Source organism: Pseudorhodobacter sp. MZDSW-24AT (genome assembly GCF_002794355.1).
GTDB lineage: Bacteria > Pseudomonadota > Alphaproteobacteria > Rhodobacterales > Rhodobacteraceae > Pseudotabrizicola.
Genome location: NZ_PGOI01000008.1, coordinates 25884 through 50611, shown reverse-complemented (window position 1 = coordinate 50611; position 24728 = coordinate 25884). Strand labels below are relative to the sequence as shown.

24 protein-coding genes are annotated in these 24728 nt (G+C 62.6%); 10 read left to right on the top strand and 14 right to left on the bottom strand.

Translation table 11 applies throughout. The annotated features are described in order from the left end of the window. Positions 1 to 74: 74 nt before the first annotated feature. The 4 genes from CUR21_RS09880 to CUR21_RS09865 all read left to right on the top strand — a co-directional run bounded on the left by CUR21_RS09880 (position 75) and on the right by CUR21_RS09865 (position 4048). Positions 75 to 1889 carry an ATP-binding protein gene (locus tag CUR21_RS09880; RefSeq protein WP_100196881.1) on the top strand — a complete coding sequence of 605 codons (1815 nt, stop codon included), beginning with the start codon at positions 75 to 77 and terminating at the stop codon, positions 1887 to 1889. Beyond that, entirely contained in the window at positions 1886 to 3184 is a 1299-nt protein-coding gene (locus CUR21_RS09875) for a sigma-54 dependent transcriptional regulator (RefSeq protein WP_100196880.1), read from the top strand. Before CUR21_RS09880 ends, CUR21_RS09875 begins: the two co-directional genes overlap by 4 nt. A gap of 62 nt (positions 3185 to 3246) precedes the next feature. After that, complete coding sequence (locus CUR21_RS09870) at positions 3247 to 3642, top strand: DUF2177 family protein (RefSeq protein WP_100196879.1); 396 nt, start codon at positions 3247 to 3249, stop codon at positions 3640 to 3642. A gap of 79 nt (positions 3643 to 3721) precedes the next feature. Continuing rightward, the gene (locus CUR21_RS09865; protein ID WP_100196878.1) at positions 3722 to 4048 is read left to right on the top strand and encodes an arsenate reductase family protein; all 327 of its coding nucleotides are present in this window, start codon (positions 3722 to 3724) and stop codon (positions 4046 to 4048) included. 54 nt (positions 4049 to 4102) lie between these two features. On the opposite strand, the gene CUR21_RS09860 is transcribed toward CUR21_RS09865, so the two are convergent. Together CUR21_RS09860 and thrS are read right to left on the bottom strand one after the other, a co-directional pair. Further along, entirely contained in the window at positions 4103 to 4309 is a 207-nt protein-coding gene (locus tag CUR21_RS09860; protein WP_100196877.1) for a cold-shock protein, read from the bottom strand. A gap of 231 nt (positions 4310 to 4540) precedes the next feature. After that, positions 4541 to 6487 carry a threonine--tRNA ligase gene (gene thrS, locus CUR21_RS09855; protein WP_100196876.1) on the bottom strand — a complete coding sequence of 649 codons (1947 nt, stop codon included), beginning with the start codon at positions 6485 to 6487 and terminating at the stop codon, positions 4541 to 4543. A 139-nt stretch (positions 6488 to 6626) separates the two neighbouring features. Here thrS and CUR21_RS09850 point away from each other — a divergent pair, with 139 nt between their 5' ends. Next, entirely contained in the window at positions 6627 to 7385 is a 759-nt protein-coding gene (locus CUR21_RS09850; RefSeq protein WP_100196875.1) for a carboxylesterase, read from the top strand. Between the two features lie 100 nt (positions 7386 to 7485). Further along, positions 7486 to 8193: an alpha/beta fold hydrolase gene (locus CUR21_RS09845; RefSeq protein WP_100196874.1), complete on the top strand. Its 708-nt coding sequence runs from the start codon at positions 7486 to 7488 to the stop codon at positions 8191 to 8193. Here the strand turns inward: CUR21_RS09845 and phaZ are convergent. Next, the gene (phaZ, locus tag CUR21_RS09840) at positions 8185 to 9468 is read right to left on the bottom strand and encodes a polyhydroxyalkanoate depolymerase (RefSeq protein ID WP_100196873.1); all 1284 of its coding nucleotides are present in this window, start codon (positions 9466 to 9468) and stop codon (positions 8185 to 8187) included. The two genes, CUR21_RS09845 and phaZ, sit on opposite strands and share 9 nt — an antisense overlap. Before the next feature lie 105 nt (positions 9469 to 9573). On the opposite strand from phaZ, the gene phaC reads away from it, so the two are divergent. The 4 genes from phaC to CUR21_RS09820 all read left to right on the top strand — a co-directional run bounded on the left by phaC (position 9574) and on the right by CUR21_RS09820 (position 13855). Further along, complete coding sequence (gene phaC, locus CUR21_RS09835) at positions 9574 to 11379, top strand: class I poly(R)-hydroxyalkanoic acid synthase (protein WP_100196872.1); 1806 nt, start codon at positions 9574 to 9576, stop codon at positions 11377 to 11379. Positions 11380 to 11514: 135 nt separating this feature from the next. Further along, positions 11515 to 11967 (top strand): Phasin, encoded by a 453-nt coding sequence (locus CUR21_RS09830; protein ID WP_100196871.1) that lies wholly within the window; start codon positions 11515 to 11517, stop codon positions 11965 to 11967. A 385-nt stretch (positions 11968 to 12352) separates the two neighbouring features. Then, positions 12353 to 12907: a polyhydroxyalkanoate synthesis repressor PhaR gene (gene phaR, locus CUR21_RS09825; protein ID WP_100196870.1), complete on the top strand. Its 555-nt coding sequence runs from the start codon at positions 12353 to 12355 to the stop codon at positions 12905 to 12907. A gap of 6 nt (positions 12908 to 12913) precedes the next feature. After that, complete coding sequence (locus CUR21_RS09820) at positions 12914 to 13855, top strand: LysR family transcriptional regulator (protein WP_100196869.1); 942 nt, start codon at positions 12914 to 12916, stop codon at positions 13853 to 13855. A gap of 28 nt (positions 13856 to 13883) precedes the next feature. Here the strand turns inward: CUR21_RS09820 and CUR21_RS09815 are convergent, their stop codons facing one another. From CUR21_RS09815 to CUR21_RS09765, 11 genes are all read right to left on the bottom strand, one after another. Beyond that, entirely contained in the window at positions 13884 to 15074 is a 1191-nt protein-coding gene (locus CUR21_RS09815) for a DegT/DnrJ/EryC1/StrS aminotransferase family protein (RefSeq protein WP_100196868.1), read from the bottom strand. Positions 15075 to 15187: 113 nt separating this feature from the next. Next, positions 15188 to 16489: an FAD-binding oxidoreductase gene (locus CUR21_RS09810; protein WP_100196867.1), complete on the bottom strand. Its 1302-nt coding sequence runs from the start codon at positions 16487 to 16489 to the stop codon at positions 15188 to 15190. Next, a complete protein-coding gene (locus CUR21_RS09805) occupies positions 16486 to 17841 on the bottom strand; it encodes a glutamine synthetase family protein (protein WP_100196866.1) in 1356 nt (451 codons plus the stop codon). Before CUR21_RS09805 ends, CUR21_RS09810 begins: the two co-directional genes overlap by 4 nt. A 30-nt stretch (positions 17842 to 17871) precedes the next feature. Then, the gene (locus CUR21_RS09800) at positions 17872 to 18552 is read right to left on the bottom strand and encodes a type 1 glutamine amidotransferase (protein WP_100196865.1); all 681 of its coding nucleotides are present in this window, start codon (positions 18550 to 18552) and stop codon (positions 17872 to 17874) included. A 78-nt stretch (positions 18553 to 18630) separates the two neighbouring features. Beyond that, positions 18631 to 19965 (bottom strand): glutamine synthetase family protein, encoded by a 1335-nt coding sequence (locus CUR21_RS09795; RefSeq protein ID WP_100197485.1) that lies wholly within the window; start codon positions 19963 to 19965, stop codon positions 18631 to 18633. A 116-nt stretch (positions 19966 to 20081) separates the two neighbouring features. Then, entirely contained in the window at positions 20082 to 20909 is an 828-nt protein-coding gene (locus CUR21_RS09790) for an ABC transporter permease (RefSeq protein WP_100196864.1), read from the bottom strand. Next, positions 20906 to 21787 (bottom strand): ABC transporter permease, encoded by an 882-nt coding sequence (locus tag CUR21_RS09785; RefSeq protein WP_100196863.1) that lies wholly within the window; start codon positions 21785 to 21787, stop codon positions 20906 to 20908. Before CUR21_RS09785 ends, CUR21_RS09790 begins: the two co-directional genes overlap by 4 nt. A 42-nt stretch (positions 21788 to 21829) precedes the next feature. Beyond that, entirely contained in the window at positions 21830 to 22555 is a 726-nt protein-coding gene (locus CUR21_RS09780; RefSeq protein ID WP_100196862.1) for a transporter substrate-binding domain-containing protein, read from the bottom strand. Between the two features lie 44 nt (positions 22556 to 22599). Further along, complete coding sequence (locus tag CUR21_RS09775; RefSeq protein ID WP_232622748.1) at positions 22600 to 23352, bottom strand: ABC transporter ATP-binding protein; 753 nt, start codon at positions 23350 to 23352, stop codon at positions 22600 to 22602. Positions 23353 to 23513: 161 nt separating this feature from the next. Continuing rightward, entirely contained in the window at positions 23514 to 24284 is a 771-nt protein-coding gene (locus CUR21_RS09770; RefSeq protein WP_100196861.1) for a phosphate/phosphite/phosphonate ABC transporter substrate-binding protein, read from the bottom strand. Beyond that, a complete protein-coding gene (locus tag CUR21_RS09765; protein WP_100196860.1) occupies positions 24281 to 24718 on the bottom strand; it encodes a TerB family tellurite resistance protein in 438 nt (145 codons plus the stop codon). Before CUR21_RS09765 ends, CUR21_RS09770 begins: the two co-directional genes overlap by 4 nt. Positions 24719 to 24728: the final 10 nt, after the last annotated feature.

Sequence of the window (24728 nt, the reverse complement as noted above, 5' to 3'; positions counted from 1 at the left end):
CTTTCCCCAAAACTGCTTTCCTTGTCCCGCACCGAGGGGCACACTCCTCCCACCCCAACCCCAAGGCCCGCCGGATGACCCCTCGCGCTCCCCATGCTCTGCCTTCTGCGCCCCCGGCGCCGGGCCGGGGCCTGCGCGCACGGGCCGGGCGGCACCGCAGCCTGATGGCCCCCGTCCTCGCCGCGCTGGTCGCCGCCGCGCTTGCCTGGCTCTTGGCCGAGCGGTGGGCCAATGCCAGCCTGCACGAAACCCTCGACCGCTCGCTGCTGCTCACCGCCCGCGCGGTCGAGGCCGAGATTGACCGCTTCCGCGCGCTTCCCGATGTGGCGGGCGAAGATGCCCGCATCCGCGCCGCCCTGATCGACCCGCGCGCACTCGATGCCGCCAACCGCTATCTGGAAACCATCTCGGCCCATGGCGGCGCCGCGGATCTGTTCCTCATCAACGCCCAAGGCCAAGCCATCGCCGCCTCGAACTGGAACCGCCCCAGCAGCTTTGTGGGGGAATACTACAACTTCCGCCCTTATTTTACCCAAGCCATGGAAACCGGGCGCGGGCAATTCTATGCCATCGGCGTCACCACCGGGGTGCCGGGCTATTTCCTGTCCACCCGCGTCACCTCGGGCAATCAGACCGGGGTCTTGGTGGTGAAACTCGACCTGCGGCCCTTGCAGGCGACATGGCGCAGCGCGGGCGCGCAGATGGCGCTGGCCGATGCCGATGGCGTCATCTTCCTGTCGGGGCGCGAAGATTGGCTCTACCGCCCGCTGGCGCCGCTGGCCCCCGAAACGTTGCAAAGCCTGACCGCCACCCGCACCTATGACGGCGTCGATCTCGCCGCCGCCGCCCCGCTGCTGCCGCGCGCGCCGCTGGGCGCGGATGCCACCGGCGACGGCTGGATCGCCCGGCTCACCGGCGTGGACCGCACCGGCTGGCGGCTGATCGCGGCCAGCCCCTCGGGCGATGTCACCGGCTTCGCCTCTGGCTGGGCGCTGATCGCCGCCCTTCTGGCACTGGCCGCCGCCAGCGCGCTCAAAAGCTGGGAACAGCGCCGCCAGCTTGTCGCGCTGCGCCTGTCGCAATCCGAGCGGCTCGAAACCATGGTGGCCACCCGCACCGCCGACCTCGCGCGTGAGGTCGAGGCCCGCGCCCAAGCCGAAGCTGATCTGCGTGCCGCGCAAGAACACCTCATCCATGCCGAGAAAATGGCCGCGCTTGGCCGCATGTCCACCGCCATCGTGCATGAAATCAGCCAGCCCCTTGCCGCCATGGAGGCAACCCTTGCCGCCGCTGAAATCGGTCTGCCCCCTTCCGATGCCCGCACCGCGCCCCGCCTTGCCACTGCGCGCGGCCTGATCCGCCGGATGCAGCGCACCACCAAGCATTTGAAAAGCTTTGGCCGCAAAGAGACCGGGGATCTCACCCTGATTGATCTTGCCCCGGTCGTCGCTTCGGCGCTTGAACTTGTCACCCCGCGCGCCCGCGCTGTGGGGGTGATCCCGGCCTTCACCGCCGCATCGGTTCCGGTGCTGGCGGGTGCGGTGCGGATGGAGCAGGTGGCGGTGAACCTGATCCTCAACGCGCTCGATGCGGTCGAAGGCCAAGCTGGCGCCGCTGTCACCGTCACCCTTGCCGCGCACGGCCCCCATGCCATCCTGACGGTCGCGGACACGGGCCCCGGCATCGCGCCCGATGTGCTGCCCCGCGTGACCGAGCCATTCTTTTCCACCAAAACCAGTGGCGAAGGCCTTGGCCTCGGCCTCGCCATCTCCAAGGCGATCCTGTCGGAATTCGGCGGTGATCTGGCCATCGCCTCAACCCCCGCGGCGGGCACCACCGTCACCGTCACGCTCCCCCGGGCCACCACCGCGCGCGAGGCTGCCGAATGACCGCGCGGCTATTTGTGGTGGAAGATGACGCCGATCATGCGGGCGCACTGTGTGATCTGATGCAGGCGGCGGGGCATGACGCCACGGCATTTTCCAGCGCCGCCGCCGCCCTTGCCGCCTTGACCGATCCCCCCGACCTGATCCTCAGCGATCTGCGGATGCCCGGCATGGATGGGCTTGGCCTCTTGCGCGCCATCCGCGCGCTGCCGCTGGATCTGCCAGTGATCCTGCTCACCGGCCACGGCGACATCGGTCATGCGGTGCAGGCGATCCGCGCCGGGGCCGATGATTTTCTGGAAAAACCCTATGACGCCGCGCATCTGATCGCGGTGGTCGCCCGCGCATTGGCCGCGCGCGCCACACGGGCCGAGGTGGGGCGGCTGCAACAGGTGCTGGCCGAACGGGCCGAGGAAACGCTTCTGGGCCAAAGCCGGGCCTTGTCCGGCTTGCGCGACCGCATCGCGGCACTCGCGCCCTTGGAGGTTGATGTGGTCATCACCGGCGAAACCGGCACCGGCAAGGAACTCGCCGCGCGCGCGCTCCACGCGGGGGGCGCAAGGGCGCATGGGCCGTTTGTGGCCATCAACTGCGCGGCCTTGCCCGAGGCCATGGCCGATCTGATCCTCTTTGGCCATGCCGCCGGGGCCTTTCCCGGGGCGGCCGAGGCGCGCGCGGGCAAGCTGGAAGCGGCGCAGGGCGGCACGCTGATGCTGGACGAGGTGGAATCGATGCCGCCCCCGGTTCAGGCCAAGCTTTTGCGGGCGCTGCAAGACCGGAGCGTCGAGCGCTTGGGCGAAAACGGTCTGCGCCCGGTGGATCTGCGTGTGATCGCCACCAGCAAGGCCGACCTGCGCAATGCCCCCGGCTTTCGGGCCGATCTCTACTATCGCCTTGCCGGGGCCACCTTGCGCACGCCGCCCTTGCGCGAAGCGGGGGAAGATATTCCGCTGATCTTCGCCCATTACGCGCAACGGGCGGCCCGCCGCTATGGCCGCCCCGATCCAGCGCTGCCCTTCGCGCTCACCCAGCACCTCAAACGCCGCGCATGGCCCGGCAATATGCGCGAGTTGAAGGCCGCCGCCGAGGCGCATGCCTTGGGCCTGTTCGCGCTGTCTCCGGCCGAAGATGCCGGTCTGCCCGAAGGCACGCTGGCCGAACGCGTCGCGGCCTTCGAGGCGCGTGAAATCGCCGCCGCCCTGGATCGCCACCGCGACAACACCCTGCGCGTGGCCGAGAAACTGGGCCTGCCGCGCCGCACTCTGAACGACAAGATGCGCCGCTACGGGCTCAGCTGATCCGCATTCGCGCGTGACCTTTTGCCGCCGGGCTCTACCATGACAGGAAAGGAGTGCTTTCGATGCAAATTTTCACCCTCTATATTTCCACGGCGCTGGTGTTCCTGATCGTCGATGCGGTCATGCTCAGCCTTGTGATGAAACCCCTGTTCACCCGCCACATCGGCCCGCTGATGGCCGAACCCATCCGCTATGCGCCCGCGGGCCTGTTCTACGCCGCCTATGTCGCGGGTCTGGTCTATCTGGTCAGCCTGCCGGCCTTGCGCGAAGGCGCGCCCCTGATCCTTCCGGCGGCGCTCATCGGCGCCATGGCCTATGGCACCTATGAATTCACCAGCTATGCCATCATGCGCGACTGGCACTGGTCCATGGTCGTCACCGACACCACATGGGGCGCCACGCTCACCGCGCTCTCCGCTTGGGCCGGGGTCACCATCACCCGGATGATCTATGGCTGATCCGGGGCAGGGGTGGGGCTGTCTTCCGGCCCCGCCTCGCGCTACACCCGCGCCATCACCCACTCCACATGAGGCTTCCATGATCCTGTACGGCATCTCCACCTGCGACACCTGCAAGAAAGCCCTCAAGGCGCTCGAGGCCGCAGGCCAGTCCGTCACCTTCCGCGACATCCGCAAAGACCCGCTGACCGAGGCCGAGATCGACACGCTCGTCACCGAATTCGGCGACCGCATCATCAACAAATCCTCGACCACTTATCGCGGTTTCAGCGATTTTCTGAAAGCCTCCGAGGCCGACGCCCAGATCCGCAGCCAACCGACGGTGATGAAGCGCCCGGTGATCCACGCGGATGGCACGTGGTATCTAGGGTGGGACCAAGCCACCACCGACGCGCTTCTGCGCTAGGCCCAAAAGAAAACGGCCCGCAATTGCGGGCCGCTTTCCTTCCATTCTATCCGCTTACAGCAAGCGCAGATCGCCCGCCGACTCGCGCCCATCACGGCCCGACTGCAGTTCATAGGAAATCTTTTGATTGTCGTTCAGCCCTTGCAGGCCCGCACGCTCCACCGCCGAGATATGCACGAAGATATCCTTGCCGCCGCCATCGGGCGCGATAAAGCCGAAACCCTTGGTTGCGTTAAACCATTTTACAGTGCCGGTAGGCATCCTGTCTCTCCTCTCAACTCACCCCGCAGCGGAATTGCCGCAAGCCGTGCCGCCAGATTTCCCGGCCTTCGGTCTGCGAGGCGGTTAGAAAGTCTGTCATCACTTGCGCCAAAGATGACTCAGATTCGTGCAAAATCAAGAAAAATCAGGTCTGCGCGCGCACGGCAGACCGCAAAGGCCGCCAAACAGCGGCCTTTCGGCTGATTTCTGCGCATCTTCCGCGCCTTGGGCCTAGCGCAGATCGGGCGGCGTGGCTTCGGCCACCAGCTCGGCCACGATGGCCTCAAGGCTCGCGGTGCGCGTCTGCGTCTCGCCCAGACGACGGACAGAGACGGTGCGCTCTTCGACTTCCTTCATCCCCACCGCAAGGATCACCGGCACCTTGCCCACCGAATGCTCACGCACCTTGTAGTTGATCTTTTCGTTGCGCATGTCGGCCTCTGCCCGGATGCCCGCCAAGGTCAGCGCGGTGACCACTTCTTCAACGAACGGGTCGGCGTCCGACACGATCGACGCCACCACCACCTGACGCGGGGCCAGCCACAAGGGCAGCTTGCCGGCAAAGTTCTCGATCAGAATGCCGATGAACCGCTCGAAACTGCCCAGAACCGCGCGGTGCAGCATAAAGGGCCGGTGCTTGGCGCCATCCTCGCCCACATAGGCCGCATCCAGCCGCTCGGGCAGGTTCGGGTCCAGCTGCAAGGTGCCGCATTGCCAGTCACGGCCAATCGCATCGGTCAGCACGAATTCCAGCTTGGGCGCATAGAACGCGCCTTCGCCGGGGAAAAGCTCGAACTCATAGCCCGCAGCGCGGCAGGCATTGGCGAGCGCGGCTTCCATCTTGTCCCAGATCTCATCGCTGCCCACCCGCTTCTCTGGCCGGGTGGAAAGCTTCACCCGCCATTTGTCAAAGCCCAGATCCGAATAAACCCGCGCCAGCAACTGAATGAATTTCTTCGATTCTTCTTCCACCTGCGCCAGCGTGCAGAAGATATGCGCATCATCTTGCGTAAAGCCGCGCACCCGCATGATGCCATGCAAAGCGCCGCTCGGCTCATACCGCGCACAAGACCCGAATTCCGCCATGCGGATCGGCAAATCGCGGTAGGATTTCAGGCCCACGTTGAAAATCTGCACATGGCAGGGGCAGTTCATCGGCTTCAGCGCATTGACCGTTTTCTCGCGGGCGTGGTCTTCGTCCACCTCCACGATGAACATGTTTTCCTGATAGTTTTCCCAATGCCCGCTGGCTTCCCACAGCTTGCGGTTCACCACCTGCGGCGTGTTCACCTCGACATAGCCATCGGCGCGCTGACGGCGGCGCATGTAATCTTGCAGCGCCACATAGATGCTCCAGCCGTTGGGATGCCAGAAAATCTGGCCCGGGGCTTCTTCCTGCATGTGGAACAGGCCCATTTCGCGGCCCAGCTTGCGGTGGTCGCGCTTCGCGGCCTCCTCCAGCATGGTCATATGCGCCTTCAGATCGTCGCGGTTCTTGAAGGCCACGCCATAAATGCGCTGCAACATCGGGCGCGTGGAATCCCCAAGCCAATAGGCCCCGGCCACATGGGTCAGCTTGAAGCCATCGGCGGGCACTTGGCCGGTGTGCTGCAAATGCGGCCCCCGGCACAAATCCTGCCAGTCGCCATGCCAGTACATGCGAATGTCTTCGCCGGCCGGAATCCGGTCCAGAAGTTCGATTTTGAAAGGTTCACCGCGTTCTTCATAGTATTTGCGCGCCCGTTCCCGATCCCAAAGTTCGGTTTTAACAGGGTCGCGGGCGTTGATGATCTGCTTCATCTTCGCTTCGATCTGGCCCAGATCATCGGGGGTAAAGGGCTCGGCGCGGTCGAAATCATAGAACCAGCCGTGGTCGCGCACCGGGCCGATGGTCACCTTCACATCGGGCCAGATCTCTTGCACCGCGCGCGCCATGATATGCGCGCAATCGTGCCGGATCAGCTCCAGCGCCGGGGTATCGTCCTTCATCGTGTTGATCGAAAGCTTCGCATCCGCCGTGATGGGCCACGCCAGATCCCAATGCGCGCCATCGACCTGCGCCGAAATTGCCGCCTTGGCAAGGCTGGGCGCGATCGATGCGGCCACTTCGGCGGGCGTCACGCCAGCGTCATAATGGCGGACATTGCCATCGGGAAAGGTGAGTGAGATCTGTGCCATATCGGCCTCCTCGTCGTTTTGGCGCCCACGAAACGCCCGGTTGCGGGTTATATCGGACGCGGTTTTGCGCCGGGTGCTTGGCAAAGTCAACACGGCCCGCGTAGAAGGGCGGCGACACCGCCCCGCGACAGAGGATGCCATGACACAGCCCCAGCTTCTCACCACCGCGCAAGGCCGCCGCATCGCCTATCACCAGACGCCGGGGCAGGGGCCGGGCGTGGTGTTTCTGGGCGGGTTCAAATCCGACATGACCGGCACCAAGGCCTTGTTCTTGCAAGATTGGGCGGCACAGCAGGGCCGCGCTTTCCTGCGCTTCGATTATTCGGGGCATGGCCAGTCATCGGGCGAATTTCTCGACGGTGCCATTGGCGACTGGTTCGCAGATGCGCTGGACGTCATCACCACCTTGACCACGGGGCCGCAGGTTCTGGTGGGCTCGTCCATGGGGGGCTGGATCGCGCTTCTGGTGGCGCGCGCGCGGCCCGATCGGGTGGCGGGGTTGATCGGTATCGCTGCTGCCCCCGATTTTACCGAAGACAGCATGTGGGCCAGCTTTACCCAAGACCAGCGCAACGTCTTGGCGCAGACAGGGCGGGTGGAACTGCCGTCAGACTATGCCGAGCAACCCTATATCATCACCCGCCGCCTGATCGAAGACGGGCGCAGCCATCTGGTCTTGCGGGAGGATCTGGAATTGCCGTTCCCGGTCAGGCTGTTGCAAGGCACGGCTGATACGGATGTCCCGCCGTCGGTTGCGCTGCGGCTGATGGATCATGCCAGCAGTCCCGATCTGCGGCTGACCTTGGTGAAAGGGGCAGACCACCGCTTTTCCACGCCCGACTGTTTGGCCCTCGTCGCGCAGTCCGTCGAAGACGTGCTTCGCAGGGCGGCGGCATGACCTGTCATCTTGCAATTATTCTTGTCGCGTCGGGTGTCATTAGTGGCGAAAAGTTGCACTTTTCGAACATCTGGGCTTCGCAACTGGCAGGACGTCGGTGATGGGCGAGCCGCTGCTGTTCATCCCCGGTCTGATGCAAGACGCCCGCGCCTTTCTGCCGCAAATCGTGGCCTTGGGGCGCCATCATGCGGCACAGGTCTATCTGCCGGTGCAGGACTCGGTCGAGCGGATGAGCGAAGAGGCCCTGCGCCACGCCCCGCCACGCTTTGCCCTGATCGGTCACGGTCTGGGGGGAGAGGTGGCGCTGGATATCCTGCGCCGCGCGCCCGAGCGGGTGTCGCGGCTCGTCTTGCTGGCCACCGATCCGCTGGCCGAACCGGCGCAGCAGGCCGCCCAACGCGAGGCGCGGATGGTGGCCGCGCAGGCCGGGCGGCTCAAGGCGGCGATTGCCGAGGATGTGCCCGCCAGCGCCTTGGCCGACACGCCCGACCGCCCCGAGGTGCTGGCCCTGATGCAGGATATGGCGCTGGGTCTGGGCGAGGGCGTCTACCTGCGCCAGTGCCGCGCCCTTCAGCGCCGCCCCGATCAGCAGCGCACCCTGCGCCGCGCCACCGTGCCCGCCCTCTTCCTCGCGGGACTGGCCGACACCTTGCTACCCTTGCGCCGGCACGAATTCGCGCGCGATCTGATGCCGTCGTCGGCGCTGAAGCCGATCCCGCAGGCCGGGCACCTGCCCATGCTCGAAGCCCCCGAGGCCGTCACCGCAGCGATCGAGGGCTTTCTCGCCGGTCCGATGATCCTACGCTGAGGCCAGCGTCACCACATTCTGCCGTTTCTTCGCCGTCCGCGGCGCATCGGCATTCGCGTCGATAAACGCCAGCACCAGCGGCCGGATGTTCAGCCGCCACGATTTGCCCGCGAAAATCCCGTAATGCCCGGCGCCCGGCTCCAGATGCGCCGCCTTCTTCGCCTCCGGCAGGTTCGTCAGCAACTCCAGCGCCGCCAGACATTGCCCGGGGGCCGAGATGTCGTCATTGGCGCCTTCCACGATCTTCACCGCCACATCGGTGATCGCGCCGAAATCCACCTTGCGCCCCGCCACGACAAAAGCATTGCGCGCAATCTCACGGTTCTTGAAGATCCGCTCCACGGTGGAAAGGTAAAACTCCGCCGTCATGTCCATCACGGCCAGATATTCATCGTAAAACCGGTTGTGCGCGTCATGGTCTGATGCTTCCCCGCGCGCCACCCGCAGGATCTGCTCGCTGAAGGCCTTGGCGTGACGCTCGGCATTCATCGAAATAAAGCTCTGCAACTGCAACAGCCCCGGATAGACCAGCCGCCCCGCGCCTTTGCACTTGAACCCCACCCGCTGAATCGCGAACTGCTCCAGCTGCCCCATCGTCACCCGGCGGCCAAAATCCGTCACCTCGGTCGCGGCGGCATCCGGGTCCACCGGCCCGCCGATCAGCGTCAGGCTGCGCGGCTGCGCGCTCGGGTCCTCTGCCGCCAGATAGGCCGTCGCGGCAAGCGTCAGCGGCACCGGTTGACACACCGCGATCACATGCAGATCCGACCCCAGTTCGCGCATGAAATCCGCCAGATACAGCGTGTAATCCTCGATGTCGAACTTGCCCGCGCTCACCGGAATGTCGCGCGCATTGTGCCAATCGGTGATGAACACATCACAATCGGGCAGCAGCGACAGCACGGTGGACCGCAGAAGCGTCGCATAATGCCCCGACATCGGTGCCACCAGCAGCACCCGCCGCTTCATCGGCGCCCGCCTGCGCACGAAAAACTGGATCAGATTGCCAAAGGGCCGATCGACGATCGTTTTCACATCGACCAGATGATCGGTGCCATCCGCCCCCACGATCGACCGGATGCCCCAATCCGGCTTGGCCACCATCCGCTCGAACGTGCGCTCTGTCACCTCGCCCCAAGCGGCCATCAAGGGCAGCATCGGGTTCATCGACAGCGCAAAAATCGGATACGACGCCATCGCCCGCGCCGTCGCCCCCATCCAGGCGTTGGTGTTGCGCGCCGTTTCCATCATGTCATAGGTGGTCATGTATTTCATCGCCGTCTCCAATCCGGGCCCGGTGCCCCGGCAATTCGTTGCTTTCCCCCCCAGTCCAGCAACGATATGCTTTGCACAAGGGCAGGTTAGGGGGGAAACGTTAACATGACAACTGACGACAAGGACGCTGGACCAAAGTTGGAAAGGTTGCAGGCCAATCTGGCACGGGTCGAAGATCTCTCGCAGCGCCTCCTCACGGCTCTTGCGCATCGCAAACAGGCCGATGCCGCCCTGTCCGGCCCCTCGAATGAGGTCTATATGAAGGCTGCGGCCGCTTATGTGGCCGAAATGATGCAGAACCCCTCGAAAATTCTCGAACAGCAGATCAGCTACTGGGGCAAAAGCCTCAAGCATTACGTCGACGCCCAGCAGGCGCTGATGTCGGGCGAACTCAAAGCCCCCGCCGACCCCACGCCGAAGGATCGGCGATTCTCCAACCCGCTGTGGCAAACCCATCCGGCCTTTAATTACATCAAGCAGCAATATCTGATGAACGCCGAGGCAATGACCAATGCCATCGGCGATCTCGACATGCTGGAACCCGCCGACCGCCGCCGGGTGGAATACTTCACCCGCCAGATCATCGATATGTTTTCGCCCACCAACTTCCTCGGCACCAACCCGGATGCGCTGGAAAAGGCCATCGCCACCGATGGGGAAAGTCTGGTCAAGGGTCTGGAAAACCTCGTCCGCGACATCGAGGCGAACAGCGGCGATGTGCTGGTCACGCTCGCCGATCCGCAGGCCTTCCATGTCGGGCAGAACATCGCCACCACGCCGGGGTCCGTGGTCTATCGCAATGCGATGCTCGAGCTGATCCAATACGCGCCCAGCACCGAAAAGGTGCATGCCACCCCCTTGCTGATCTTCCCGCCGTGGATCAACAAGTTCTACATCATGGACCTGAAACCCCAGAATTCGCTGATCAAATGGATCGTGGATCAGGGCTATACGCTGTTTGTCGTCTCTTGGGTCAATCCCGATGCCAACTATGCCAGCATCGGCATGGATGATTACCTGCGCGATGGCTATTTGCGCGCCATGGCCGAGGTGCGGCGCATCACCGGCGAAAAACAGATCAACACCGTGGGGTATTGCATCGCGGGCACCACGCTGGGCCTTGCGCTCGCGCATCTTGATCGGGCTGGCGATACATCCGTGAAATCCGCCACCTTCTTTACCACGCTCACCGATTTTTCCGATCCGGGCGAAGTGGGGGTGTTTCTCGAGGATGATTTCGTCGACGGCATCGAACGGCAGTCGGCGCGCGACGGGATCTTGTCCAAGTTCTTCATGGGCCGCACCTTCAGCTTCCTGCGCTCGAATGACCTGATCTATCAACCCGCCATCAAAAGCTACATGATGGGCGAGGCCCCGCCTGCCTTTGACCTGCTTTACTGGAACGGCGATGGCACCAACCTGCCCGCCCGCATGGCGGTGGAATATCTGCGCGGCCTGTGTCAGCAAGATGGATTTGCCAAGGGCACCTTCCCGGTGTTTGGCGAACCGGTGAGCCTTGCCGGGGTCAAGGTGCCGCTCTGCGCCATCGCCTGCGAAACCGATCACATCGCGCATTGGCGCGGCAGCTTCAACGGCATCGCGCAAATGGGGTCCAAGGACAAGACCTTCATCCTGTCAGAGTCGGGCCATATCGCGGGCATCATCAATCCGCCCAGCAAGGACAAATACGGCCATTATACCTCGGATGCCCCGGTGCAGGGCGCGCCCGAGGCGTGGAAGGCCGGAGCCAGCTTCACCCAAGGCAGCTGGTGGCCGCGCTGGGGCGCATGGCTCAAGGCCCGCTCGGGCAAGCTTGTGGCGGCGCGTGTGCCCGGTGAGTCGACCAATCCGGTGCTCTGCGCGGCACCCGGCACCTATGTCACCGCCAAGGTGGTGGCGGGAAGTGACTGAACCGCCAAGGGCTTAGTCTGGCACAACCAGAAATAATGCTGCATCGCAGAAAAATGGTTGAAATGCTGCAGTGCAGCATTTATATTGGCGTCATGGCAAACAGGTCGGGCACTCCGGCCAAGCAGGAGAAGACCAATGACCAAGACCCCGGATTTCACCAAAGTGATGCAGGACATGATGGCTTCCTTCCCGGTTGACTCGTCCGCGATGCAAAACGCGTTCAAGACTCAGGCTGCTCTGGCGGAAAAAATGTCGAAAGTGGCTTTGGAAGCGGCTGAAAAGTCGACCGAGATCACCGCGAAATGGACCAAGGACACCATCGCCAAGATGGCCGATGTCTCCAAGGCCAAGACCGAGCCGACCGATTACACCAAATCGGTGACGGATTTCGCCTCGGCGGCGGCAGAGATGGCGGCTGAAAATCTGGCGGCTTTTGCGGAAGTCGCAAAGAAGGTCCAGATGGAAACCGTCGAGCTGATGCTGGCCGCAGGCAAGGACATGTCCGAAGACGCGACCGCCGCTGTCAAGAAAGCCACCAATGACGTGACCGTCGCCGCCAAGAAAGCTGCCGCCACCGCGGCCAAGTGATCGGGCTCTGACACAAATCTCCGCTGCGCTTGCCCCCCCTTCCTCCTCGGGGCGGCGCGGCTCCCAAGGCGGGCCCCCGCAGGGCCCGCCTTTTCCTTTGCGCCGCCGCCGTCTCCGGACAAAGAGGGGCACCGTGCAGCATTTTTGGCCCCCAAATCTCCCGGGGGGAGTCGCGCCGCGGGGCGGGGGCTTGCCCCTGCGCCGCCTCAACCCGCGCCGAAAGTGTTAAGATTTCCTGAAGATCACAGGGTCAAGCCCTTGATTAAAAACAACTCTCCCCGGTGTAACACAGGGGGAGCCCACACCCCACCGTCAGGCTTCCCTTTTGCCCCCGGCCTGCGTAAGCTTCTCTGCAGACGCAAAATAACCTGAGGGGAGCGTGGCCATGGCCGACACCGACAAGCCGCTGCTGATCAAACGCTACGCCAGCCGCCGCCTGTATAACACCGAAACCTCGGATTACGTGACCCTCGAGGATATCGCCGCCCTGATCCGCGCCGGCCGCGAGGTGCAGATCGTCGACCTCAAGTCCGGCGACGACCTGACCCGCCAGTATCTCCTCCAGATCGTGGCCGAGCATGAATCCAAGGGCGAGAACGTGCTGCCCATCGCCGTCCTGACGGATCTCGTGCGCAGCTACACCACCAACGTCCAATCCGTCGTCCCCCAATTCCTCGCCGCCAGCTTCGAGATGCTGCGCGAAGGCCAGTCCAAGATGATGGGCAACCTTGGCGTGCTCCCCAATCCCATGGCCGCGATGCCCGGCTTCGATCTGATGCGCAAGCAGCAGGAGGCCTTCATGAAAACGATGATGACCGGCGTGCCCGGCTGGGGCAGCTCTGGTCCGGAAGCCGAAGCGGACGAGCCCACCAGCGCCGAGGACTTGGCCCAGATCAAGAAACAGCTGGCCGAGCTGCAAAAGAAGCTTTCCAAGCTGTAGCCCGCCATGCCTGACCCCCAGACCCGCGTCACCCTGTGGGGGATCGAGGTCTTTCTGGCTGTCGCGGAGGAAGGCACGATCTCTGCTGCCGCGCGCCGCTTGGGCGTGTCTCCCCCTGCGGTCAGCCAACAGCTGGCCGCGGTCGAGGCAAGCCTTGGCGCAATCCTGTTCGACCGCGCAGCCCGCCCCTTCACGCTCAGCCCTGCCGGCCTTCTGTTCCGCCGCCACGCCCAAGTGATCCTCAACACGGAAGCCGAAGCCCGCGCCGATCTTGCGCGGGCCGATCTGGCGCGGCTCAGCACCTTGCGGCTGGGAATGATCGAGGATCTGGACGCCGAGGTCACGCCCGCGCTGCTGTCAGGGCTGGCACAGGACCGCGCCGATTGCCGGTTCCTCTTGGAAACCGGCGCCAGTCATCGTCTGCTCGACAAGCTCGAAGCGCGGGCGCTGGATGTGGCGGTCGCGGCCGAACTTGGATCGGAAGGCCATGACGCAGGCTGGCGCGAAGTGCACCCGATCCTGACAGACCCCTTCGTCGCCGTCCGTCCGAAAGCTGCGGGCGATGTGCCCTTGATCCTTTATTCCGCAAGACATCTGATGGGACGCCAGATTGCCGGCCACCTCGCGCGTGAAAATCTACGCCCGCAGGTGCGGTTCGAGCTTGACAGTTATCATGCCATTCTCGCCCTTGTGGCGCAGGGCGCCGGATGGACCATCCTGACCCCGCTGGCCTTACATCATGCGGCCCGCTTCCTTCCCGCGATCGAGGTGGCGCCCTTGCGAGGGGCGCCCTTGATGCGCAGCATTTCGCTGTCGGCGCGAGCTGGGGTCATGGGGGATATGCCCGGGCGCATCGCGCAAGACCTGCGCGCGCTGATCGGGAGCCGCGTGGTTGCACCTGCCGTGCAGCTTTGGCCTTGGCTCGCGCCCGCGCTGCGCCTGACTTGACGAAAGCGCCGGACCGCAGGGCGGACGGTTACGCCGCCTGAGCCACGCGGGCAGCGCTGCACAAAGCCTCGGCGATGAAGTCCAGCTCTGCCACTGTCAACCGGGCTGGCAGGCGCACATCGCAGGCCCGCATCAGCATGGCGCGTGTCAGCGGCAGGTCCGGCGCTTCACCAAGAAACTGCCAGTTCCAGAACGCGCGCGCATTGCCTTCCGAGAGGCCAAAGATCTGCACCGCCACGCCGCGTGTCTTGGCCTCTGCTTGAAAGCGCAGAGCTTGCGCATCGGTCCAAGACCCGGCCAACGTAAACTGGATCGAATCCGGCGCACGCAGTTCGGGCGGCAGGGCAGGGGGAACAGACATGAGCCCGCTGGCGTTCAACGCTGTGGCCACATGGTCGTGATTGCGGCGCCCATCCTGAACCCGGCGGGCAATTTCTGGCAGTTGTGGCCTGATCACCGCCGCCGAGAGATTTTGCATCCGCAGGTTATACAACGGCAGCTTGTTTTGCCATTCGCAGTAACTGTTCTGAAAGCCGGGGTGCTTTTTCCAGTTTTCTTCATAGGCCCCCGACATGATTACGGCGCGCGCTGCCAGTTCCGGGTCGTCCGTCACCAGAATGCCGCCTTCGCCCGCATTCACCATTTTGTAGGATTGGAAGCTGAAGCAGCCCACTTTGCCGATGGTGCCAATATTGCGTCCGCCCCAGAGCGTGCCCAGCGAATGTGCCGCATCCTCGATCACTGGAATGTTTGCGGCGTCGCACAGCGCCATGATCGCATCCATATCGGATGTGTGCCCACGCATATGGCTGATCAGCACAGCGTCTGCCAAAGGCAATTTGGCAGCAAAATCTTGCATATCGATGCGGTAGCTGTCGCCCACCTCCACCAGAACCGGCACGCAATCAGCGTGCACCACGGCCGAGGGAACCGCCGCAAAGGTAAAGGCGGGGATCAGCACCTTGGCTCCGCGTGGCAGATCAAGGGCTTTGAGTGAGAGGAACAGTGCTGCCGAACAGCTGGACACCGCAAGCGCGTAACGTGCGCCCAGAAACTCTGCAAATTCCTGCTCAAGAAGACTGACCGGCGCATCCTTGGCTGCCGTGTAGCGGAAGAGATCGCCCGAGGTCAGCAGGCGCTCGATTTCAGCGCGGGCGGAGCCGGGGATGGGCTCGGCGCTGTAGACGTCAGGAGGCAGGATTTGGCCGTCAGGTGCCATGGTATTCCCTTAAACTCAGTTTAAGCGATGCTTAATCTGTGTGCCTTGGCAATGCCAGTGACAAATCCATGACAGAGGTCTGCATGAGCGATGCCTCGCCCAAGCAAGGGTGACTAGACCCCCAAACGGTCGCGCAAGGAATACCACGTCATCGCCGCCACCAAGAGTGGCCAACGCAATGCGGCACCGCCGGGGAAGCGCGGCTGGGGCAGACGCTCCAAAAGGTCGAACCCGCTCGCATGGCCTTGAACCACCTCGGCCATCATTTTGCCTGCCAAGGTGGCCATTGCGACCCCGTGACCAGAATAGCCCGAGGCTGACAGCACGTTCGGCCCAATCCGCGCGAAACAGGGCATCCGGTTCATGGTGATCGCCAATGTCCCACCCCAAGCGTAATCGATCCGCACGTCGCGCAAGTGCGGATAGACTTCCAGCATCGGTTTCATCACTGTTTTTACAACATCGGGAAAGCGATAGCCGTAGCTTTCGCCGCCGCCGAACAACAGGCGGTTGTCTTCGGACAGGCGCCAGTAGTTGACCACGAACTTGGTATCCGCCACGGCAATGGGGCGCGACAGCACGTCCGCCGCACGCTCGCCCAAAGGCTCTGTGGCGACAATGAAGTTGTTGATCGGCATGACGCGGGCAGCAATCTTTGGCTCAAGCCCGCCCAGATAGCCATTTCCTGCAAGGATCAGGTGGTCACAGACAACTTGCCCTGCGGCGGTCTGCACCACCGCTTTTGCGCCCTGCTGGATCGCCAGCACTTCGGAGCCCTCGAAGATATGCGCCCCCGCCTCTGCCGCAGCCCGCGCGATGCCAAGCGCGAAATTCAAAGGATGCAGGTGCCCTGCACCCATATCGAGATCGCCGCCGTGGTAAACGTCAGAACCAATGATGGCCCGCATTTCGCTTCGGTCCAGCGGCTGGATCTGCGTGTATCCGTAGTCGCGATGCAGCTTTTCGGCATAGGTCTGCGCATGGCGGGCTTCGGCGGCCGACCGGCAGGCATGGGCGATACCGGGGTAGAAGGTGACTGGGATGGCGTGGCGGTCGATCAGGCCGCGCACCAGAGCCTTGGCCTCTTCCCCCATGTCCCAAAGTTTGCGGGCGTCTTCGCGGCCGACCGCCGCCTCCAGCCAGTCTTGATCTTGCCTTTGGCCGCTGCCAACCTGTCCTCCGTTGCGGCCCGAGGCACCAAATCCCACGCGATGCGCTTCGAGCAGCACAACGTTAAGACCCGCCTGTGCAAGATGGAGCGCCGCCGATAGGCCCGTATACCCCCCGCCCACGATGCAGACCTGCGCGCTGTGCTGGCCCTGCAAGGGGGCAAAGCGGGCCAGTGGGGTGGCGGTTGCCGCGTAATAGGATGGCGGAAATTCGCCCGCGCGGTCATTGGCGTGGAGCAGGTTCATACGTTCAAAAGCAGATGTTCGCGTTCCCAAGGGCTGATGACCTGAAGGAACTCTTTGTATTCGTTACGTTTCACCGAGTCGTAGACTTTGCAGAACTCTTCGCCCAACACGGCTTTGAGTGCGGTATCCTCATCCAGAAGATCCAGCGCATCGCCCATATTGACCGGGATTTCATCACTGTCGATATAGGCCGATCCGACGAATTCGGGGCGGGGCAGGCGCTTTTCCATCAGGCCAAGATATCCGCAGGCCAAGGTGGCCGCGATGCCCAGATAGGGGTTGCAATCCATCCCCGGCAGACGATTTTCCACCCTGCGCGCAGCCGCGCCCGAGATTGGCACCCGCAGGCCGGTGGTGCGGTTGTCGCGGCCCCATTCGAGATTGATCGGGGCGGCAAAGTCGGGAACGTAGCGGCGATAGCTGTTGACGTAAGGCGCGAGCAACGCGATCCCGGCGCCCAGATGACTTTGCAATCCACCAATGAAATGCAGGAAGGCTTCGGTTTCCACGCCTTTGGGACCTGCAAAAATGTTCTTGCCCGTTTTCGTGTCCACCACCGAAGTATGGATGTGCATGGCACTTCCCGGCTCGCCCGCGATGGGTTTGGCCATGAAGGTGGCAAAGCAATCATGACGCAGCGCCGCCTCGCGGATCAGACGCTTGAAGAAGAAGACATCATCGGCCAGCCGGACCGGATCGCCATGGGCAAGGTTGAGTTCGATCTGACCTGCGCCGCCTTCTTGCAAAATGCCGTCAATCTCAAGGCCCTGCGCCTCGGCGAAATCATAGATGTCATCGATCACCTTGCCGTATTCGTCGACCGCTGACATCGAATAGGCCTGCTTGCCCGCCGCGCGGCGGCCCGAGCGCCCCATGGGGGGCATCACCGGCATGTTGGGGTCGATATTCCGCGCGGTGAGGAAGAATTCCATTTCGGGCGCGACCACCGGCTTCCAACCTTGTTCGGCATAAAGCTCGACAATACGCCGCAACACGTTGCGCGGGGCAAAAGGCACCAATGCACCATTTTGGTCCTTGGCGTCGTGGATCACCTGCAAGGTCACATCCGCCGTCCAAGGCGCTGCGGTGGCGGTGGACCAGTCGGGTTCAAGGATCATGTCGGGTTCGGTGAAGGCGTCAAACGGGTTGTCCGCCCATTCCCCGGTGATGGTTTGGAGGAAGATGGAATTGGGCAGAAAGTAGCTTTTCTGCGTGGCGAATTTGGCGGCGGGCATGGCCTTGCCGCGCGCCACACCGGCGATGTCGCCGATGATGCATTCCACCTCGTCCACACGGCGGTCGCCGATGAAGTCACGCGCCGCTTCGGGCAGTTTGTCGGTCCATTTGGACATGGGTTGATCCGTGTGATCTGGGCCCCGAGCTTAGCTCCGGGGCGCTTTGAAAAAGGCCGCGATGCGCGCGGCAATCTTGCCATCGTTCAAGGGGGTTTCGAGCTTTGTCGCCGCTTCCTGCAACAGCGGGTCAGGCACCACCCCGATGGCGCGGGTTTTCATCAGGCCATCGACGAACTCGGTCTTGAATTCCGGATGTGCCTGAATGGTCAGGGTGCGTGTATCGTAAAGCAAGGCAGCATTCTCGCAAAAGCCGCTGCTGGCAAGCACTTGCGCCGAAGCGGGGCGTTCAACCACCTGATCCTGATGCCAAGCGTTCAGAGTGATGGTTTCGCCGTCGAAATCATAGGCCGTTGGTCCGACGGACCAGCCCCCGGCATATTTCTCGACCCGGCCCCCCATGGCTTGCGCAATGATCTGGTGGCCAAAGCAGATACCGACCATTGGCACATGCGCGGCATAGGCCTTGCGGATAAAATCCTCGAGCGGGGGAATCCATGCATGATCTTCATAGGCCCCATGTTTGGAACCTGTGATCAGCCAGCCGTCACACGCGGTGACCGACTCGGGGAAGACACCGTTCACCACCTGAAAGGTGCGAAAGGTGAAGCCGTGCCCATCGAGCAGGCGCGCGAACATATCAGGATAGTCGCCCATCGTGGGCGCAAGGGCTTCGGGCGCAAGCCCGGTTTGCAGAATGCCGATCAGCATGGCCTGTCCGAATTGAGAAACTTGGTAAAACAGCTTTGGCCTGCGCCCCCTGACGGGTCAAGGGGCGCGGATGCGGTGTCAGACCGTGTCGAGATACAACTCGATCCGTTCCTCCGGGGTCAAATCCGCAATGTAATGCATCTCTTGCCGCTTGGTCTGCACAAAGTTGCGGATCAGTTCCTTGGGCAGAAAACGAGACAGAATGTCGCTGTGCTCGAAGGCCTCGATCGCGGCCTCCCATGTCGAAGGGATCTGCGGCAGGTCCATTGCATAGGCATTTCCCGTGACCGGGGGGGGCGGCTCCATCTCGTCCTCCATCCCGATCAGCGCGGCCCCAAGGATGGTTGCCAGCATCAGATACGGGTTCACGTCCCCCCCGGCGACACGGTGCTCGATCCGCCGGGCGGCGGGGCTTCCGGCTGGGATGCGCACAGCGGCGGTGCGGTTCTCATAGCCCCAGCAAATGGCCGTTGGCGCGTGCTTGTCGGGGACCAGCCGTTCATAGCTGTTCTCATGAGGAGCAAAAACCAGCGTGGAATCGTTCATGGCGGCCAAACAGCCTGCAACCGCATGCTTGAGCGCCGCGGTTCCCTTCGGTCCGCCTGAGTCAAAAATGTTGTCGCCCGTCTCGTCCAGCACCGAAAAATGCGTATGCAGACCGGAGCCCGAGTATTCGGCGTAAGGTTTGGCCATAAAACTTGCAGCAAAGCCGTGACGCCGCGCCAACCCCTTGACCAGCATCTTGAACAACCAAGCATCATCGGCGGCACGCAGGGCGTCGTCGCAATGCATGAGGTTAACTTCAAACTGGCCCAAGCCGGTTTCCGAAGTGCTTGTATCGGCGGGAATATCCATCGCCTCGCAGGCGTCGTAAAGATCGGTGAAGAAGGTGTCGAACGCATCAAGCGCGCGGATCGACAGCGTCTCGGCGGCCTTGCGCCGTTTGCCCGATCGTGGCGAAGGCGGCACCTGCAGGGTCTTGCCGGAATCGTCGATCAGGAAGAATTCCAGTTCCATCGCGACCACAGGGGTCAGGCCGCGCTTTTTGTATTTCTTCACCACCGCATTCAGCGCATGGCGTGGGTCGCCTTCATAAGGCGCTCCGTTTTCTCGGAACATCCAGATCGGCAAGAGGGCCGTTGGCGCTTCAAGCCAAGGCATCGGCATGAAACCGCGTTCGGTGGGTTTCAGGACGCCATCTTGGTCGCCTTGTTCGAAAACCATTGGGCTGTCGTCAATGTCCTCGCCCCAGATGTCGAGCGAGAGCACCGAAAACGGAAAGCGGGTGCCGTCCTTGACGGCCTTGTCGGCATAGCGTGAGGGGATGCGCTTGCCGCGGGCCTGACCGTTCAGGTCGGCGGCGGCCACGCGAATGGTGCGCACTTGCGGGTGTTTACGCAGATAGTCCTTCATCATGATTGCTGGTCGGGGCGCTGCCGCCCGTGTTCCATCCTTGATTTACGATCTTTTATCCCGTGCGGGGCACGGGTTCGGACGGGTGCCCGAATAATTTGATCAAATAGAGGCTACTATCGGATCAGCTGAGGACGCAAGCGAATTTTACCGCTCATGTTGGATGGCAGATGGCGGTTCAAGCGCGCGTTGATCCTTCCCATCAGCCAGATGAGCAGCAGGGTGAGGATGATGAAATACCCCGCGACTATCGGGTAGGGAATGAAAGGGTTGAAGGTCTTGTCTGCGAAATAGCTTGCGTAATAGAGCGCGTCGCCCCGTTGCTGAAACGCCGGAAAGCCCGAAAAGAAGACCAGCGTGGTGGAGTGGAACAGGAAAATCGCTTCGTTCGTATAGGCGGGCCAAGCAAGACGCATCATCGTCGGCCACTGAATTCGGCGGAACTTGGCGAAACCGGTAAGCCCGTAGGCCTCCGCAGCCTCTAGGTCGCCTTTCGGGATGGACCGCAAGGCGCCGTGAAAGATCTCGGCCGAATAGGCCGCGGTGTTCAGGAACAGCACAAACAGCGCGCCCGCCCAAGCCTTGGTCGTCCATGCGGTTTGCACCGTGATCCCGAACACGTCGATCCCGGCACGGGGCAGCATCTGCAACGCCTCATAGGCGAGGAAAAACTGGATGAAGAGCGGCGAGCCGCGGAAAAGGAAGATAAACCATTCGGCGGGTTTGCGAAAAATCGGGCTGTGCGATGCTTTGGCAAAGGCGATGGCATTGGCCAGCACAAAACCGAACAGCAGCGCCACCACGCCAAAATAGACGTTCCAGATCAATCCCGAGCCGATCAGCGTGAACTGCTGGCACAAGGTGAAATCGGTGCGGGGCAACAAACGCTCGCCATAGCCGAGCGAGCGGAAGGCATAGGCCCCAATGGTTTCCCAACAGGTCATATCCCCGCCTTTCGCATGGCTTCGCCCGCCGCCGTTGCCTGCCCCTTGGACAGCCGCGCGGCGATCCGGTTCAGCACGATTTCCGACACGCGGGTGAAGGCAAGGTAGAACACGAGGAGGGCCAAGAAGTAATACAAGCGCCAATCGGGATGCGGGTAATCAAAGGCTTGCGTCTTGGCGCCGCCCAATTCTCGCGCCCAGTAAACGATATCCTGCACGCCCAGCAGAAACAAAAGCGGGGTGGCCTTGATCAGGATCAGCCACAGGTTTGACAGGCCGGGCAGGGCATAGACCCACATCTGCGGCACCAGCACGCGGCGGAACACTTGGCCCGGGTTCAGGCCATAGGCCTCAGCCGTTTCAAGCTGCGCGCGCGGCACCGCCTGCATCGCTCCGAAAAGCACATTGGCCGCGAATGCCCCGAACACCAGCGCAAACGTCAGAACGGCCAGCATAAAGCCGTAAAACTGGTGCACGGTCTGAGGTGCTGATCCCAAGGGCACCTTGGCCTGCGGGCAGACCCGGAACTCAAGCCCGTTGCGCACCGGATCGGTCCAATCCGGGCAACGGATCAGGTGCATGATGTATTCGATGCCCTGATCCAGCGCGATCACGAAGAACAGGAAGAACACAATGTCGGGCACACCGCGCACCATGCCGGTATAACCCTTGCCGATCATGCGCAGCACAAAACGCTGGCTGCGCGCGGCCAGCGCACCCAGAAACCCAAAGGCCATGGCAATGGGGGCGGTCACCGCCAGCAGCAAGAGCACGGTACCAAAGGCCCAATACATGTTCAGGTGCTTGCCCGAGGTCAGGTAGCACGACAGCCATGTCAGGCCTTCGAGTGATTTCGGATCAGCGCAAACTTCAAACATGAGAATATGCCCCCGCGCGGATGGCGCGCGGGGGCGCTGTCATCAGAACACGTCGGCGTCTTCGCCGAACCACTTGATGATGAGAGCGTTCAGCGAACCGTCCTCTTTCATCGATGTGATGGCGGCATCGAACTTGCCGCGCAGCTCGGTGTCTGATTGGCGCAGACCCATGCCCACGCCGGCGCCCAGCGTCACGTCGTCAGACACGATGACCAGCTCGCCATTCGACTCGTTGACGATCGGCACCAGATAATCCTTGTCGGCGAACACGGCATCGGCCTCACCGTTGCGGACAGCGGCCACCGTTTCATCCGGCGTCGCAAATTCCAGCAGCGTGGCACCCGATGCGGCGATGTAGCCCGACTGGATGGTGTTGACCTGCGCAGCAATCACACCGCCCTCGATGTCAGCGTCTTCCGACAGGGCCACATAGGCCGAAGGCGCCGGGGGCGTGTAGTTCTGGGTGAAAGAGATCACCTTGGAACGCTCTTCGTTGATGTTCATGCCGGCGATGATCGTGTCATAGTTGCCGGACTGCAGGTTCGGGATGATCGAATCCCAATCGGTGGTCACCCATTCACAGGTCAACTCGGCGCGCTTGCACAGCTCATCGCCCAGTTCACGCTCGAACCCGTCGACTTCGCCACTGTCATTGATGAAGTTGTAGGGCGGGTAGGCGCCCTCGGTGCCCATGCGCACGGTCTGTTGGGCAAAGGCGCCCCCAGCCGTCAGCGCCATAAGCGCGGTCGCCAGCATCAGCTTTTTCATATGTGTCTCCCCATGGATAAGCTGTTGTTTTGGTTTGTGTAGACTTAAGATGACGCGGACAGGAAGCCCCTCAGTCGCGCGGTTTGCGGCGTGCCAAAAACCGCTGCCGGTGGCCCTTCTTCTTCAATCACGCCTTGATGAAGGAAGATAACGTGGTCGGAGCAATCGGCAGCAAGCTTCATGTCATGTGTGACGAGAATCATGGTGCGGCCTTCTTCGGCCAAAGCCTTGATCACGCGGATCACCTCTTGCTCCAGCTCGGGGTCGAGCGCGCTTGTCGGTTCGTCAAACAAAAGCGCGCGCGGTTCCATGCAGAGCGCGCGGGCAATGGCTGCCCTCTGTTGCTGGCCGCCGGACAGCATGGCGGGCCAAGCGTCGGCCTTGTCGGCAATGCCCACCTTGGCAAGGTATTCGCGCGCCTTTGCCTCCACCTCGGCTGGATCGCGCTTGAGAACCGTCACCGGCGCTTCCATCACGTTCTGGAGGATTGTCATGTGTGACCACAGGTTGAACTGCTGGAATACCATCGAAAGGTTGGTGCGGATCCGGGTGACTTGTGCCCGGTCTGCGGGATGCCGCCCCTGACCCTGCCCCTTCCAGCGCACGGCCTCACCTTCAAAACGGATCTCACCCTGCTGGCTGTCTTCCAGCAAATTGCAGCAGCGCAGGAGCGTTGATTTTCCAGATCCCGATGAGCCGATCAGGCTGATGACGTGGCCACGCGGCGCAGTGAGGTCGACTCCCTTCAAAACTTCCAGCTGGCCATAGGCCTTGTGAAGCCCGTGGATCTCGATCACTGGCGTGCTTGTGCCGCCTTGGGGGGGGCGAGAGATCTGGGAAAGAGGGGCAGCGGTCACTTTGCCTCGCGACGTTGGAACAGTTGATCAAATAGGACGCAAGATCGAAACCTTTGCAACGCCCATTGTGACAAACGCTGCGGCAGTTGGCGCCGATTTGTTCAAGGTGCGCCGGTTTTTTGGGCGGGGGCAGGGGGGATCGGCTGGGCCAGATACGCGCGTGGCGGGATGCGCACCAAGCCGTGCAGGCCAAGGTTGTGCCGGTGATCCGTGTGCAAAGCAGCGATGGCCTGTGACACGACGTCAAAAAGCGCCTCTGCCTGCGCAGCCCGCGCCGTGATAAGTGGAAGGCCCGGTGTCGGGCGTGTGCGTGCAAACACCTTCAGCTGGTCCCCGAGCCCGTCATATCGCTCCAGCAGCCGCCACGTCACGGCATCAATCGCTGCGAAGTCAGCGGCACCTTCAGCCACAGCCATGGCACTTGCCCTGTGGCTGCCGCTTGCCAAAGCGGGATGCAGCGGAAGGCCAAGGTTTTGAAAATGGTGGTAGACGGCAGCCCAGCCCGACTGCGACAGCGGCTCGTTATAGGCGAGCGCGGCGCTGCTGAACGCAGCCTCCGTCTGACGCGGATCACTGCGGCGCGCGACAAGCACAGAATGGTAGTATCCCGGGGCGCAACCTTCGACGCCATAATCGGGAGTGCCGATCAGTGTGACCTTTTCGTGCAGCCGTGCGCGGTAAGGCAGGCCACAGGTTTGCGCGATCAGAAGGTTGGGCGACTCCCAAGCTGGCCAATAGGCGCCATCTCCCCGTGTCAGCGCCTCGGGGCCATCATATCCGCCACTGCGCAGGCCGTTGCGGATCAAATTCCAAAGCGCATCATGCGCCGCCGCAGTTTCTGGCCGATCATACATGCCGAATGCGGCAATCACGCTTTGGCAGCCCTCTGCCGGGCCAAGGCCGATTCCACATCGGTAAGCCCCAAGAGATTGGCCACCAACCGCAACAAGCGGTCTTCTTCCGCGTTGCGATTGCCATCCGACAGGGCGACCGACCACAAGGCTTGCAGCAATTCGGCACGATCTTCCTGAGCGACGGCTGATTTGATCGCCCGGGTGAAGCGCACCGTGTCGGGGGCTTCGGTTTCCAAGACCTCTGCCTGAGCGCGCAAGCCCGCGGCAGCAAAGGGGGAGAGCCCATGCAAACAACCCAGCACCCGATCAATCTGGGCGATCTCGGTGACGGCATAGGTGCCATCTGACCGCGCCACGCGCACCATCAACGCTGCAAGAGCAAGGCGCGCATCCGGCTCGGGCAGGCGCGCGGGCGAGGGGGCCAGAAGCCCAGAGAGGAGACGTTCAAACATGAACTAGACA

Coding starts and splice junctions, on each gene's coding strand:
- CUR21_RS09880 (WP_100196881.1), top strand. CDS start 75: ATGACCCCTCGCGCTCCCCATGCTCTGCCTTCTGCGCCCCCGGCGCCG.
- CUR21_RS09875 (WP_100196880.1), top strand. CDS start 1,886: ATGACCGCGCGGCTATTTGTGGTGGAAGATGACGCCGATCATGCGGGC.
- CUR21_RS09870 (WP_100196879.1), top strand. CDS start 3,247: ATGCAAATTTTCACCCTCTATATTTCCACGGCGCTGGTGTTCCTGATC.
- CUR21_RS09865 (WP_100196878.1), top strand. CDS start 3,722: ATGATCCTGTACGGCATCTCCACCTGCGACACCTGCAAGAAAGCCCTC.
- CUR21_RS09860 (WP_100196877.1), bottom strand. CDS start 4,309: ATGCCTACCGGCACTGTAAAATGGTTTAACGCAACCAAGGGTTTCGGC.
- thrS (WP_100196876.1), bottom strand. CDS start 6,487: ATGGCACAGATCTCACTCACCTTTCCCGATGGCAATGTCCGCCATTAT.
- CUR21_RS09850 (WP_100196875.1), top strand. CDS start 6,627: ATGACACAGCCCCAGCTTCTCACCACCGCGCAAGGCCGCCGCATCGCC.
- CUR21_RS09845 (WP_100196874.1), top strand. CDS start 7,486: ATGGGCGAGCCGCTGCTGTTCATCCCCGGTCTGATGCAAGACGCCCGC.
- phaZ (WP_100196873.1), bottom strand. CDS start 9,468: ATGAAATACATGACCACCTATGACATGATGGAAACGGCGCGCAACACC.
- phaC (WP_100196872.1), top strand. CDS start 9,574: ATGACAACTGACGACAAGGACGCTGGACCAAAGTTGGAAAGGTTGCAG.
- CUR21_RS09830 (WP_100196871.1), top strand. CDS start 11,515: ATGACCAAGACCCCGGATTTCACCAAAGTGATGCAGGACATGATGGCT.
- phaR (WP_100196870.1), top strand. CDS start 12,353: ATGGCCGACACCGACAAGCCGCTGCTGATCAAACGCTACGCCAGCCGC.
- CUR21_RS09820 (WP_100196869.1), top strand. CDS start 12,914: ATGCCTGACCCCCAGACCCGCGTCACCCTGTGGGGGATCGAGGTCTTT.
- CUR21_RS09815 (WP_100196868.1), bottom strand. CDS start 15,074: ATGGCACCTGACGGCCAAATCCTGCCTCCTGACGTCTACAGCGCCGAG.
- CUR21_RS09810 (WP_100196867.1), bottom strand. CDS start 16,489: ATGAACCTGCTCCACGCCAATGACCGCGCGGGCGAATTTCCGCCATCC.
- CUR21_RS09805 (WP_100196866.1), bottom strand. CDS start 17,841: ATGTCCAAATGGACCGACAAACTGCCCGAAGCGGCGCGTGACTTCATC.
- CUR21_RS09800 (WP_100196865.1), bottom strand. CDS start 18,552: ATGCTGATCGGCATTCTGCAAACCGGGCTTGCGCCCGAAGCCCTTGCG.
- CUR21_RS09795 (WP_100197485.1), bottom strand. CDS start 19,965: ATGAAGGACTATCTGCGTAAACACCCGCAAGTGCGCACCATTCGCGTG.
- CUR21_RS09790 (WP_100196864.1), bottom strand. CDS start 20,909: ATGACCTGTTGGGAAACCATTGGGGCCTATGCCTTCCGCTCGCTCGGC.
- CUR21_RS09785 (WP_100196863.1), bottom strand. CDS start 21,787: ATGTTTGAAGTTTGCGCTGATCCGAAATCACTCGAAGGCCTGACATGG.
- CUR21_RS09780 (WP_100196862.1), bottom strand. CDS start 22,555: ATGAAAAAGCTGATGCTGGCGACCGCGCTTATGGCGCTGACGGCTGGG.
- CUR21_RS09765 (WP_100196860.1), bottom strand. CDS start 24,718: ATGTTTGAACGTCTCCTCTCTGGGCTTCTGGCCCCCTCGCCCGCGCGC.